Annotated in this window: 8 protein-coding genes and 1 pseudogene; 1 reads left to right on the forward strand and 8 read right to left on the reverse strand. The window is 43.5% G+C overall.

The window, feature by feature from the left end; all coding sequences use genetic code 11:
- Nucleotides 1-65: 65 nt before the first annotated feature.
- The 8 genes and pseudogenes from PGR74_RS07070 to PGR74_RS07105 form a co-directional block, all read right to left on the reverse strand.
- Nucleotides 66-2,360 (reverse strand): Gldg family protein, encoded by a 2,295-nt coding sequence (locus PGR74_RS07070; RefSeq protein WP_041504406.1) that lies wholly within the window; start codon nucleotides 2,358-2,360, stop codon nucleotides 66-68.
- 20 nt (nucleotides 2,361-2,380) lie between these two features.
- Nucleotides 2,381-3,301 carry an ABC transporter ATP-binding protein gene (locus tag PGR74_RS07075; RefSeq protein WP_041504407.1) on the reverse strand — a complete coding sequence of 307 codons (921 nt, stop codon included), beginning with the start codon at nucleotides 3,299-3,301 and terminating at the stop codon, nucleotides 2,381-2,383.
- Between the two features lie 128 nt (nucleotides 3,302-3,429).
- Nucleotides 3,430-5,058 carry a PKD-like family lipoprotein gene (locus tag PGR74_RS07080; protein ID WP_041504408.1) on the reverse strand — a complete coding sequence of 543 codons (1,629 nt, stop codon included), beginning with the start codon at nucleotides 5,056-5,058 and terminating at the stop codon, nucleotides 3,430-3,432.
- 18 nt (nucleotides 5,059-5,076) lie between these two features.
- Nucleotides 5,077-5,781 carry a DUF4843 domain-containing protein gene (locus tag PGR74_RS07085; RefSeq protein WP_041504409.1) on the reverse strand — a complete coding sequence of 235 codons (705 nt, stop codon included), beginning with the start codon at nucleotides 5,779-5,781 and terminating at the stop codon, nucleotides 5,077-5,079.
- Between the two features lie 18 nt (nucleotides 5,782-5,799).
- Nucleotides 5,800-7,323 (reverse strand): RagB/SusD family nutrient uptake outer membrane protein, encoded by a 1,524-nt coding sequence (locus tag PGR74_RS07090; protein WP_041504410.1) that lies wholly within the window; start codon nucleotides 7,321-7,323, stop codon nucleotides 5,800-5,802.
- An 18-nt stretch (nucleotides 7,324-7,341) separates the two neighbouring features.
- On the reverse strand, nucleotides 7,342-10,752 hold the full coding sequence (locus PGR74_RS07095; protein ID WP_236684980.1) for a SusC/RagA family TonB-linked outer membrane protein: 3,411 nt from the start codon (nucleotides 10,750-10,752) through the stop codon (nucleotides 7,342-7,344).
- Nucleotides 10,753-10,860: 108 nt separating this feature from the next.
- Nucleotides 10,861-12,033 (reverse strand): FecR family protein, encoded by a 1,173-nt coding sequence (locus PGR74_RS07100; protein ID WP_041504411.1) that lies wholly within the window; start codon nucleotides 12,031-12,033, stop codon nucleotides 10,861-10,863.
- A gap of 140 nt (nucleotides 12,034-12,173) precedes the next feature.
- A pseudogene (locus PGR74_RS07105) lies at nucleotides 12,174-12,824 on the reverse strand (porin family protein); the annotation flags it as partial.
- A gap of 159 nt (nucleotides 12,825-12,983) precedes the next feature.
- Here PGR74_RS07105 and PGR74_RS07110 point away from each other — a divergent pair.
- Nucleotides 12,984-13,217: a DUF6043 family protein gene (locus PGR74_RS07110; RefSeq protein WP_052634854.1), complete on the forward strand. Its 234-nt coding sequence runs from the start codon at nucleotides 12,984-12,986 to the stop codon at nucleotides 13,215-13,217.
- Nucleotides 13,218-13,542: the final 325 nt, after the last annotated feature.

Here is a 13,542-nt window from a genome sequence, read left to right on the forward strand (position 1 = left end):
AATGTTTTTGTAAGTACGTGGAAAGGGATATGAATACCCCTTTCTTGGTACTTGAAAGAATGTTTTTATCTTCCCCGTCTCCGGATCCAGATGATGATAGCCGCGATCGCTAACAAGATCGGGAAGAGTCCCATGAGACCGAGTTTTGAAATATACATTCCCGTTTCACCCACGCGCACGGCGTTGTCGGGCGGATTGGGGCGGCGCACGTCGATGGGCACTTCCTCGTCGGACATCCAGAAGAAGGAGCCGGTAATAAGCGAGTAGTTGGAAGCTCTCACGCCTTTTCTGCTGATGCTGATCTCCCCGTTACTCAGGCAATCGGCATCTCCCAGGATAATGATTTTCTGTTCTTTCTCTCCCACCTTCCGGGTTAAGGCTAAAGCCGTGGTATAAATTTTTTCGATCTCTCCGGCTTCGGGGTTCAATCTCACCGTGTCATCCACGAAATCGGTCGTTTCCACCTCGTTCCAGCAGTTGACGGTGTCGCCCGTGAAAAGAGGAGTGACGTTGAATCCCTTGTCCCGCGTGTATTCTAATGCCGTGCAACCCGGCATCGTGACCACGTATTCCCTCTTGATCATGTTGTCGAAATGATAGGAGAACTCCCCAGCCTCTCTCGTGGGCGTGGCGATGATGAAATCGGCCTGGAAATTTTCAGTCGGTCGAACCAGGCGTCCGGGCATGAATCGTACGCCGAACTGTTCCACGAGAGGATTCATGACCTCTTGCCGCCTGGGCTCCCCGGCGATCATCAGGTTGCCGCCCCGCTCGATATAAGCGTTCAAGCGCCGGTTCTCTTCCGGGGAGAGGGGTTCCCGCATGTCGGCAATAACCAGGATATCGATGTTTTCCGGAATCTCCCTGTCCAGCGTCACCTCGAGGAAATCGAACCCGTTGTTGATCAACGAGTAACGGAAAGGCCTGTCCTGTGCGAACCGGTTGTAATCGCGGTCCCCCTCCTTGATGCAGTCCCTCTCGCCGTGTCCCTTCACGAAACCGACTTTCGGTAGTTCCATCACCAGTCGCTTGAAGGCGGCGGATATCTCGGACTCGAATGGATGCACGTACATGTCATCGAAGACGCGCAAGAACGTTTTCTGGCCGTTTTCTCTCTCCAACACCCTCACGAACCTGTTTTTCTCGGGCGATAGATCTTCCATTTTCCTGACGTCTTCCGGCGTGATGAACATGTTGGTGTCTAAATTCCATGAATTGCATATTTTCACCATGCGTTCCCTGTCGGAAAGCCCCGGGTATCGCTTATCCAGTTGCGGGTTTTCAGCCTTGTCGTAGTAATAGACGTATTTCATCTTGATCTCCGGTTTGAACCGGGTGTATTGTTTGAACCGTTCGAGGTCCCTGTTGATACTGCGTGGTAAAGCGATGGTGTAGTAATTATCGAGGATATTGGTATAGGTCGTGATGGTCAACCCGCCTTCCATTTTTTTCACGATCTCCTGGCTGTTGGTGGTCAATGTCCTGGCCTTGGTACGCGTGGCATCGTAAAAACCCATCAATTTCGGTCTCGAACTGAGGTACCCGAGGAACATGGCGATAAAAACCACCCCGATGTATTTCCCGCACGAAACAGTCCACGCACTCTTTTGCCTGACACCCTGCAACCGGATGATGGAAAGAGCCAGGAAAAGAGCGATCACGATGATGAAGTATAACACGTCGTCGCTACAAATCAGTCCGTTAATAAACTCGGAGGCGCGTCCCCGTATGGATAGCCAGTAGGTGATATCCCTCACGAAAGCGATATCCTGCCACGTGCCCCCGATGAAATTCAACACGGCCAGCACTGCCAGCGTTCCCATGGCGGCCACGACCTGGTAAGAGGTGAGGCTTGACATGAACAGCCCGATGGCCGCGTAGGCGCAGATCAAAAGATAGAGCCCGAGCAAACCTGATAAGGTGGCCACGAAATCAAACGATTTTATAGCGGCAGCCCCGTAGACGACAAAAACGAAAAGGATGAACACGAGCACGATCCCGTAAATCATCATGGATAAAAATTTCCCCAGTATGATCTGAGTGTTGGTAACGGGAGATGAGTACAGTAGTTTAATGGACCCGCTCCCTAACTCCCGGCTCATGAGTCCCATGGTTAACAGGGGTATGTAGAAGTATAGGTATTGTTGCACGTTAGTGAAAAGTCCCCACATCCCGGCGTAGGTTCTCATGGTAACATCCCGTAGGGTATATCCTAATTCCTGGTTCCTGACGAAATTGCTGAAAACGTCAGAGAACGCCATGGCGGCCTGGAAGGTGAAAATCACGATAATCAACCAGGCCACGGGTGAATAGAAAAGAGTTTGCAATTCGGTTCGGGCTATTTTATATATCATTCTCATAACATCAATTTTAAGGGTTATTATTTCTTGGATAATTCTGCAAAGACGGCATCGAGCGAGCTCTTCTCAATATTGATCTCCGTGAGTCTCCATCCCCTTGCCACGCTGGTCTCCACGATACGCTCGCAAACGTCTTGGGCGTCCCCGAATTGTACCCGGAATTTCGTTCCGCCCAATTCTTCCACGGCTAACACGCCCTGTATGGAGCGTAGCTCGTCGACAGGTGGAGCCGCCGCCATGTTGATCAGTAAAGTGTTCGGAATGATATAATTATCGAATTCATCGACCGTCCCGGCGAATACCAGGTTTCCTTGCTCGATCATGCGGATATAATCGCAGGTAGCCTGTACTTCCGGTAGGATATGAGTGGATAGGACCACGGTACGTTCCTCGGCGATCTCCTTGATCAGGTGTCGTATCTCCACGATCTGGTTGGGGTCCAACCCGTTGGTAGGCTCGTCTAACACCACGAAATCGGGGTCGTGCACGATCGCCTGGGCTATTCCCACGCGTTGCTGGTATCCACCCGATAGATTCCGGATCAGCCTCTTTTTGAAGTGGGTAATCCCGCATTTGCCCATCACCTCTTTCACGGCACGCTCCACCTCTTTACCCCTGAGCCATCGTAGATTGGCACAATGCACCAGGTACTCCTCTACCGTCAGGTCCATGTGCAGGGGAGGTTTTTGCGGTAGGAAACCGATATGTCTTTTGGCTTCCACCGGCGACTTTCTCAAGTCGATCCCCTTGATGTAAACACTTCCTTGCGTGGGTTTCAGTACCCCGCACATGATATTCATCGTGGTCGATTTACCCGCCCCGTTGGATCCCAAAAGACCGTATATGCCGTTACGGGAAATTTCGAAATTGATATCCCGAATGGCCCACTGAACGCTATAACGGTGGGATAGATTTTCCACTTTTACAATTGTTTCTTCCATAGTTTTATTTGATTACATAACACATCCCTAATCATACACGAAATATATGATATACAATTTTATAACAAGTAATTTAGGTGTTCATGAGGTCGTTTAATCACGACCTCATGAATGATTTTGGTCTATTTTTATCTGTATCGATCTTCTGCTGACGACCAGTTGGAAAATCTACCGTATTTGAAAATAGAGTGAACGATATTTCCCAATCCGGAATAGTGTTTAATCTCCAATTCTGCGTTTACAGCAGGTGTGGAGGGATCTATATTACCCCGGGCGATAGCATTGACAACCTCTTCCGGATCCAAGTTACAGATATAGAAATGACCGTCGCTGAAAGCGATTCCCATTTCTGAAACAACGGCATTCGTGTGAATGGAAACAATTTTTCCGGTCGGAGGATTTTCTCCTAAATTGCAGTCTTTGTATAAATAATACTTATCATTTTGTTCCCGGTAGAAATAGACTTTTTTGTCTACCGTAAAGAATACGTGAGGACTATCCTGGAAGTAGGTATTTTGTCCCCGTAACATCCAAAATTGCGAATCTTCGGTGAGATTGTAACCTGCAGCAAATTCTTTTTGGACGGGTTGTGACACCTTTATGGTATTTGTTGAGGAATCCCAAGTCAGATAACACTTTTGGAAATAATATTTCCCGGTTTCCGTATCTTTTAAAATGTTTATCAGGTAACAGTCGCCTCCCCATTCGTCGCAGGTTTGGGCATATACTAATTCCATTTTTTGATCCATCCCGTTACAGAAATCGAAATAATCCGGGAACTCTTCTTCGTCGTAGTTTTTGACCAACAAGGGTAACATTTTGTCGTTGCTGGAAGATTTGTATATGGCTAACCATCTTTTGTTTTTATTATCGAACATAAGTTGATAATAGGTCGGTTTGGGGAAGGTAAACGTGGTGATCTCCATTCCACCGGGGTATTCAAGAGGAATCGTGGGGTATTGGGCCGTTTGGAATTGGCTCGTTACGGTTTTGTTCATTCGGGCATACACTTCTCCTTTGGCCGTCAATAACAATTCGACACCGCTGATCGTTCCGTTGGCGTAACATACCTGTACGGGATCAAAACCTTCGTACGGATATTTTTCACCGATAAACTCATCTTTCGTTTGAATTACCTGACTGAAATTTCTTCCGTCCAATTCCACTAATCCGGGTTCTCCTCTCTGCATGACTAATATTTCGTCGTAAGCCGAAGTGAAATGTTGTTCCAGTCGGAACGGTTGGGAGCCGAGAGGTTTATCGGGATGCAAGGTTTTGTAAATATCGGGGTAGAGTTCATACGTGTCAATATGGATGAAGTCCAAAGCGGAGCGTCCTTCTTTGTCGGAGAGAATCAACCATCCTAAAAGATATTTGGCGCTGACCGTTACGGAAAGGGAAGCCCCCCAGCTAAGACCGGTAGATTTTTGTATTACCTGGAAGGTGACATAGGTACTTCCCGATTCGTTGAATGTATAACGACATACTCTTTCTTGCGAGATCTCTTCTCCGTTATAAGTCCATTTAAAATCGTATTGGGTCGAGTCTTCCGTCCCCCAGTTTACTTTACAATCCAACTCGCACTCTTCTCCGACGTAAGCAATTCTGTTACTACGGTCTCCGGATAGAGCCTCGTCTCCCAGGATCGTGATTTTGGGCATCGGAATCCGGGCTGTTTTCGATTTATCGTCATAGCATCCTGTAAATAGTCCCCATAAGACTAAAAACGCGCCTAAATAATATATTATTTTTTTCATATACATCGTTTTTTAGTGTTAGATCAAATTCCCGAGAACCGCTACTTCCATTTCAGAACCGTCTTTTTCATACACGGTTCTTCCTGCCGCTTTTTCATCTGTCAGGTATTTTTTGAATAAAAGCGAATAATTCCGGAGTTCACTGTCCGTTGCATTTGTCAGGTCTACTTTTATCTTGTCCAAGAATAATTGGTATTTTTCATCGGAATATTTACCCAAATAATAATTTACCACGTTGGAATTCCACCATTTGGGTTTTGCGATGATGTTATGGAACCAGATGATAGCCACTCTGTATTCTGTCCTTCCGGCTAAGAAATTTTCAGAATCCTTTATTTCGACCACTAAACGGACTTTTTTCGTGTCTAAAACAGGATTGTATTTTAATTTGATGTAACAGGTATCGATAGCTCTTCCGGCTCTCATAATCGGATTTTCCGGGATTTCGTAGGTTTCTGCCGGGGCCGTGGTATATTCATCCACCACGGAAATTTTATAAGTCTGGTCTTGATCTCCCCTGCCGGTACATCTTACGCTGATCGGGAACTCGATCGTTGTCTCTCCGGGATAAAAGAAGAAAGAGGTTTCGGTAGAATCCGTTTCGGCCTTGTATAGATAGAGGTATCTATTGGAGGTCAAATCGTTGTATGTGGGAATATCTTCCCGTTCGCAACTGGTCAATAGACCTACGATGCTTATTACCAATAAATATATATGTTTCATATGATTTACTTTATAGTATTAATAATAAGATGTTTCACTGTCCGGAAGAGGTAACACGAACCAGGAGTCGGGAGCTTCCCACGGAACGTTTGTTCCGTTATACATCTTTTTCCAGTTTAATTTTTTCAAATAGAACCAGGTTTGTCCCCGCGTCAGGAAATCCCGGCTCAAATCGTTGATCAGAATTTCCATGAAAGAGTTGTAATCGTTTACCGTGCTGGGAATGGGGGTGGTGATATTGCGATTGTCTTTTACCACTTTCAGCGTATTGATGGCCTCCCCGATTTTTCCCTGTTCGGCTAAATATTCTGCTTTGATGTAATAGATTTCAGGAATTTCCAATACCGGCAAGATAACCCGGACCTTTTCGATGTAACTATCCGTTGAATGGGAAGAGTTGGAAGGATCCCATACGCGATAGCGGGAAGTCGACGTGTTATAGAAAGCCGTGTAGCGGTAATCTTCTTTAATATCGTCCGCCCCGAACAGATCGTTTAGTTTTGTCATTTTGAAATAGCTTGTTCCCGCGGCCTTGCTGTAATTTTCCGCAACTTTTGTATTCCACAGACATATCAATCCCTCCGGACATCTTTTGCCGTCGATTAAATTAGGATTGTTATTGGGTTTTTGATCCCAGGCAAATTCGAATCCGACACCTGAATCGATCCACTCCTCTATGATTTCATTTACATAGGGTATGGCTTTGTCATTTTCCCTGTTGTAGGAGTATACCCGTGCCAATAAACCGGTGACGCCCCAGTAATTTAACCGGTATCCCCGGTAAGCGAAAAATCCGGCTGCGTTTCCGTTGGATCGTTGACCGTCGTCCTGTAAGTTTTGAATGCCGTAAAACAACATCGTGCTGAAATATGACATGATACTTTCACCCCAAAGTATATCCACGTCGATGGGTTTCAGGATATCCCGGGCGTATTTCAAATCTTCGATTATATTTTTGATAATCTCAGAGGTCGATTTGTATTCGGGGGATATGTTAGGATAATTCGTCACGTAAGGAATGGCTTTATCCTTGTTTCCTAAAATAGGTGCCGGAGCGAATAAACGTAAAAGTTCGAAGTGCATCAATGCGCGCAAGGCTTTGGCTTCTGCCAATACCATACCTTTCTCCCACGTGTATTCGAAAGGTTTGTCCGTCGTTTCGACTTTTTTGATGATGTTGTTGCAGTTCGCGATAACGTTATAACCGGTTTCCCAAATACTGGCAATGGCATCTTTGGTATAAGAACTTTCAAAGTTTGTATTGTCCATCGCGTATTTGTATTTGGTAGGAAGAGAGCTTGCGGTATAATTTCTGCTTAAAACACTCATCATTCCCCAGGTTAATTCCTGTCCCCATAAAGGATCGGAGGCCGCAATCTGATAAGCTCCGATTAAAGCAGTCCGGAATCCTTTCGTTGTGGCAAAAGCATCTTCTTCGAGAATCTCCTCGTTCGAAAGGACATCTAACCATTTATCACATGAACTGACCAGGATGCAGGTCGATAGCGTGAGAAATAGTGCTATGATTTTTATTTTTTTCATAATCGATGTGGTTAAATATTAGAAACTGACATTCATACTGAAATTAAACGAACGTGCGAAAGGATAGCTCGTACCTCTTTCCTGCTTGATGGAGGAGATGGTTGCGATATCTTCCATGTTGAACTGTAATCTTAACGTACTGAGTCCCCAACGATTTACTAATGCCTTGTTGAAATCGTAACCTACTGTCAGTGAGTTAAATGTTAACGTGTTGTCATCCTGGACGAACCGGGAGGTAGGACGGGTAACGTAAGTTTGGTCTTTGATATCCTTTAACGGGGTTACGTCTCCGATCTCTTTCCAGCGATCGGTTAAAATACGTCGGTCTCCGCTATATGATTTCAAATCAACATTTTCGATGGCTTGTAAGGTTTGATTGTAAGCCTGTCCTCCCCAGCGATACATGAAGGTAGTGTAGAGAGTAAAGTTTTTCCAGCGAACGTTAAGACCGAAAGATCCCGATATTTTAGGATCGGAATCACCCAAATTTTGTTGTTCTTCGGATTTCCACACGTGTGTGGTAGTCCCGTCCCGTTTCACGTATAATTCATCCCCCCGGGCCGGGTCGATGCCCAAAGATTTCATACCGTAGATGGCGGATAGGGAGTTTCCTACCTCGTATTTCATAAAGGGGGTGGCAACATTCGAACTCGTGCTTGTAGAACCGTAACTACTGAAGTGTTCATCGATTCGTTTGTTGTAGTTTTCCAAAGCCTTTCCGATTTTGGTAATGGTATTTTTGTTATGGTTGGCATTGCCGAAAAGATAGATACTCCAGTCTCTGTTTTCAAATGCCCTTATATTGATATCGATATCGACCCCTTCGTTTAAGATTTCGCCTACATTACTTTTGTAAGAGGTGAAACCGGAAGAAGAGGGGATACTTACATCTTCGACCTGATCAAGCGTTTTAGCGTGATAGTAATCCACTTTCAGGGTTAAAGCGTTATTCAATACGGAGATTTCCGTACCGGCATTCCAGGTTCTTACTTTTTCCCATTTAAGGTTTTCATTACCGAGGGCTTTTAATTTCATACCCCGGATATTGGCATAATCTACATCGTATAGAACTTCGTACGTTGTTCTCGCCTGATAAGGGTTGAAATTGGCTTTTCCGGTTTGTCCGTAAGTCGCTCTGATCTTGAATTGGTTCAGGAAACTGATGTTTTTCATGAACGCATAATTGTGAATGTTTATTCCGGTACCGAACGACCAGAAAGTACCTGTTTTCTTTTTACTACCGAAGGCGGAAGATCCATCCAGACGACCGGAAACGTCGAACAAATAAATGTCATTGAAACTGTAATTGAATTGCAGATAGGTGCCGAAACGACGGCTATAACTGTCTTTATAGGTCGGTTTGGAACTCACGTCAACGGCACTGCTGGGGGAAGGAACACTCCCGAACGGAAATCCTTGATAATAAGCATAAGTAGCTTCCTGTTTGGTTTCTGATGCTTCCAGGCCTAAAGAGAAATTCAAATTATGTTTTCCTAATTGTTGGTTGTAAGACAGCAAACCGTTGGCATTCCATTTGCTTGTACGGATTTCCCGGTCCGTGTATTTTCCTTTTAAATCGTTTTCACTTTGATAAAAATCTCCTGAAGCCGGATCCTTGTATTCATCTTCATCCTGTAATTTGAAAGAAGCGCTGAACGTTCCTTTTAACAACCAGTAGTTGTTGATATACCAGCTGATACTTAAGTTGTCGGTAAATTCTTTGTATTTGGTTTTATCGAAACTTTGTAAAGAGGCCTCATACAAGGGATTGTTGATCCGTGTCGCTCCGTTAGGCGGAACGGAGGTACGGTAAATCTCAAATTTTTTATAAGGATTTCCTGTCTCCGGATCATAAGGAGAGAGATAGGGTTTCATTCTTACGTAATCGCTGAATGAACCGTAAGGAGAATCTTCGGAAGACATAATACTTAATGAAGCCTGATTTTTAATCTGTAAGGATTTCCATCTGTAATCGACGGTAATAGCGGCTCCATATACATCCCGAAATGACTTTTTCATTACACCTCCGTTGTGTTGATAGTTTAATTCCAAGCCCCAGCGAAGTTCCTGAGAACCTCCGTCGATATAAAGGAAATGTTTATGATTTACTTCCGTTTGCAAAGGTTTGGAAATCCAATCCGTATCGATGCCGCGGAGGATGTTGTTGTATTGGTTGTCGTAATTGATGATTCCGGCAGCGATGGAATTGGCGTTCGTTCCGGTATATAAACCGGCCTGATATTCCGCTTCCAGCGCTTCGACCGCGTTTAACAGGTGATAACTGCTTAGATCCGGAGCCGAGACGGCTAATGTTCCGGCATAGCTGATCCGGATTTCTCCAGGTTCCGGAGCCGAAGTTTCGATAACGATAACACCGTTGGCGGCCCGTGAACCGTAAACAGCGGTTGCTGCTGCATCTTTTAGGATGGTAACGCTCTCGATCCGGTTGATATCCATATCATATACTTTAGCCATATCCACTTCGAATCCGTCCAAAATAAAAATGGGAGCACTCGGGTTGTTCGTTAAAGCGAATTGAGAGACGTCGTCGGCAGTTAGTTTGTCCAACTCTTTCAATTCTGATGTGCCGGATCGTCCCCGGATATAATACTCGGGCATCGTATTCGGGTCGGAACCCATGGCGTTGTTTTGAATTAATTTGAAAGAGGGATCGAAAACCTGTAAGGCTTTCATTACGTTCTGGCTGGATACTTTCAGGAGATCCTCTTTATTGACTTTAGTGGAAGCCCCCGTGAAACTTTCTTTTTTAATGTTAGCGTATCCGGTTACAACAACATCATTTAAAGAGGTCGTCTCTTCTACCAGAATAACAGTCAGAAATTCTTCTTTCGTGTATTTAATCTCCTGGGGTTTCATCCCGATAAAAGAGAAAATTAACACGGGATCTTTTGTTTCCGGTATGGAGAAAGAGAATTTACCTTCCCGGTCCGTTGCCACACCGATGGCCGAACCTTTAAGACGAATCGTTACGCCGGGAATGGCAACAGAGTCTTTATCCAAGACTTTTCCTTTAATGACCATCTTTTTAATCTCATCCGGTATATTTTTTAGCGGGGAGATAACGATGACATTATCTACTATTCTGTACTTGAATTGTTTTCCGAAAACAATTCGTACGGCCTCTTCCAGAGTCGCTTGTGTTAAATTGATCGTGATTTTCTTGTTTACATCTATCTCTTGCTTGCTGAAAAAGAAATCTTGTTTCAGTTGTTTCTCCAGTTCTATAACGGCTTTTTCGATAGAAACATTCTTTAATTTGAGATTAATTAAAGAATTCTGGCTTTTAACTTCGGCAGATACGTGGGCCAAGCTTACCAGCATTATAAAAATCACGATTTTCATTACTCGTAATAAGTTAAAGATTTTTTCATGCGTGCATAAAAAGCACCAACTTCGTTTTTTTTTCATAACTTTGTAGTTGAAAATTAATACTAAGATTCTCTTAGGAGGATGAGCGAGGGTTGTTCACGGCAATCCTCGTTTTTCTTCCTTTAGTAATAAATAAGTAATCTTTCTTTATCGTTTTGATATGGTTATTGTCCGGCCATTTATGTTAAATGCTATATTCGTTGTTTCTGATATAATATTTAAAACTTTATCCAAATCCATGTCTCTGTTGATCACTCCTTTGAATTCATATTGCTTTATTTCCGGATTTTGATAAAAAACTTGGATGTCGTACCAGCGTCGGAGTTGTTGCATGATGGACTCCAACGTCATGGAATGAAATACGAAACGTCCCTCTTTCCAAGAGATATAATCTTGTACATCCACATGTCTTATATCCGTATTTCCGGTACGTGTGTTCATTACGCTTTGCATTCCAGGTTTCAGAATGATCTCCTGTTTGTTTTTTTCAGAGACGAATCGTACGGAACCGTTTACGAGTGTCGTATATATGTTTTCATCATCGCCGTATGTGTTTATATTGAACGTGGTACCTAATACTTCGACAGATGCATTTTCTATGTGCACGATAAACGGTTTGGTACTGTCTTTTTTCACCGTGAAATAAGCCTCTCCTTTTAAGGTAACTTGCCGTTTGTCCGACAGAAATTTGACCGGGAAACGTAATTCCGATTCGGAATTCAGCCATACCCGCGTTCCGTCCGATAATTCCAGCGGGTAGAATCCGCCCGTGGGTACGACTAACGTACTGTAAATCTCCGATTCGGCCAGATTTATATCGTTGATATGAACTTGTTTGTAGCTAAGTCCTAATAGGGAATCATTTTTGATCCCTTGTACAAAAGGAACCTCTACTCGTTGATTGGTCGATTTTAGCTTGGTTACTTTCCCGTCGGGCAGGATCAATTGGGCTTTTACTTCTCCGGGTGTAATGGCGGCAATCGGAGTTTTCAGCGTGACGCACTCTTTTTCTATCGAACGATTTATGACTTGATTAGCCAATAGGCCGATCACGATGAGGATTGAAGCGGCTACCGACCATCGAATCATATGGCGGTAACTTTGTTGTTTTTGTATGGATTGCAAAAGACGGGAATGTACTTCTTCTTTTATGATTTCGAAGTCTTGAGAAGAGAAGGATTGTCGGATTGCCGCTATTTCATCCAATAGTTTCAGATGTTCCGGATTTTTCAACCAGGCAGTAATTTCTTCTTCATGTAACTCCTTTCGGTGATTTAAGATACGATAGGCAAATTCTATGTCTTGATCGTTGTAATTCATCCTTTTTATGTTATTTTATCAATAACACAACGACCCCCTGAAAACGGGTGACAAGCTTTTGGATTTTTTTTTAAGAATGTTTTTTCGGCAGTCTTTTTAATGTTCTATTTTAAACTCGAATGGAAAAGAGCGGAGAAGAGTTAAAAATTATAGCCAACTCCGATTGAAAAATTACGATTCTTAATTTTATAATCTTTCCATTGATCCTTATCGGCAATATTTGCCAATCCCAGATCATAATTTAAACCGACGTAAAACTTTTTAATTGAAACTCCGATTCCAAAGCTTAACCCGGCGTCAAATCTTTTTAGACCGCCTTTTCTGTTGTCTGACTCATCTTCAGACTCGTCATCACCCGATTTGGTTGTTCCAAAAGCTTTGTAGTCTCCCTTGTATTTTTCCCCGCCGATTGTTGCGTTCCATTTTACTTTTCCTCCTAATCCAAGCGCTAAATATGGACCAGCGTTGATATGTAATTTCATATTGTCGCTCAATGCAATCCTATACGAAGCGAGGATCGATAACGGTAAATAATTCAGCTTCCATTTTTGTTCATATTTATCGCCTTCTTCTTTTTCACTGTCATGCGCACTTTGGGTAGAGAAATACAATCCGGGTTGAATATAAAATGCTTTACTAAGTCCCCAATCGTAAATCACACCGATTTTAAATCCTAAACGACTTTTGAAATCATTTTCATAATCCGATGCTTTGTCTCCTTCTGCAAGAGAACCATCGTACTTGTTCATAATGTTCGAGAGATTCATATTGCCTCTTACGCCGAACCTTGATTCTTGTGCGTTTGCACAATTGCCGTACTTGCGATAATAACCGCTAACATGAGAATTTTTTTCATAAAAATGATATTGTGTACCTCAATTCCCAGATAGGTGATTTAACCGGTTGTATTACGGCAAGAGTTTCGAGGCGATGATAAGTATTATAGACAGATGAAGAACCCGAAGGTGGCCAATGCCGACAAACTCGGTTGCTCTTTTGTCGCCAGACAGATTGTAGTTATACCCATCAGGAACGGCTTCCGTATCCGAGTAGACTGGGACAGATACTTCTCCATGAACAAGGCCATGAAGAAAGGCCATGTCGGTGAATGGGCTTTGCAGATTGCTACTGCTGTGCTGAACTGGAGGCAGGTAATGACAAAAATGTCAGTGCAACAAATTTAGCGGAAAATAATATTGATGCAACGTTCAAGTTATAATACACAACCGGAAAGAAAAAGATACAGAAACACCCGCTTGCAGACTATTTTGACTGTGAGAATAAGTAAGCTGTTATAGAGTGTATCCGCAAATTCGATCCCGACGACACGAGCGCCGTCCGCCAGGCACTTCCGTTCGATGTGTTGAAAAAAATGTTTGATGTCCTATGTCAGTCGCACCCGCGTTAAATTATTTAAAAAGGAGGGGGGATTTTGTAATATGTATATAATATAAGTAATTTCGCACTGAGAAAAGTCGGCATGAATCATGCTTGGCACCGTTCAGAGAA

It is taken from the genome of Sanguibacteroides sp. AM78-02pH3A, from assembly GCF_027666085.1.
GTDB lineage: Bacteria > Bacteroidota > Bacteroidia > Bacteroidales > Marinifilaceae > Gabonibacter > Gabonibacter massiliensis.

What these genes read in the sequence shown, in the direction of transcription:
- PGR74_RS07070 (WP_041504406.1), bottom strand. Translation starts at nt 2,360, where the DNA reads ATGAGAATGATATATAAAATAGCCCGAACCGAATTGCAAACTCTTTTC.
- PGR74_RS07075 (WP_041504407.1), bottom strand. Translation starts at nt 3,301, where the DNA reads ATGGAAGAAACAATTGTAAAAGTGGAAAATCTATCCCACCGTTATAGC.
- PGR74_RS07080 (WP_041504408.1), bottom strand. Translation starts at nt 5,058, where the DNA reads ATGAAAAAAATAATATATTATTTAGGCGCGTTTTTAGTCTTATGGGGA.
- PGR74_RS07085 (WP_041504409.1), bottom strand. Translation starts at nt 5,781, where the DNA reads ATGAAACATATATATTTATTGGTAATAAGCATCGTAGGTCTATTGACC.
- PGR74_RS07090 (WP_041504410.1), bottom strand. Translation starts at nt 7,323, where the DNA reads ATGAAAAAAATAAAAATCATAGCACTATTTCTCACGCTATCGACCTGC.
- PGR74_RS07095 (WP_236684980.1), bottom strand. Translation starts at nt 10,752, where the DNA reads ATGAAAAAAAAACGAAGTTGGTGCTTTTTATGCACGCATGAAAAAATC.
- PGR74_RS07100 (WP_041504411.1), bottom strand. Translation starts at nt 12,033, where the DNA reads ATGAATTACAACGATCAAGACATAGAATTTGCCTATCGTATCTTAAAT.
- PGR74_RS07110 (WP_052634854.1), top strand. Translation starts at nt 12,984, where the DNA reads ATGAAGAACCCGAAGGTGGCCAATGCCGACAAACTCGGTTGCTCTTTT.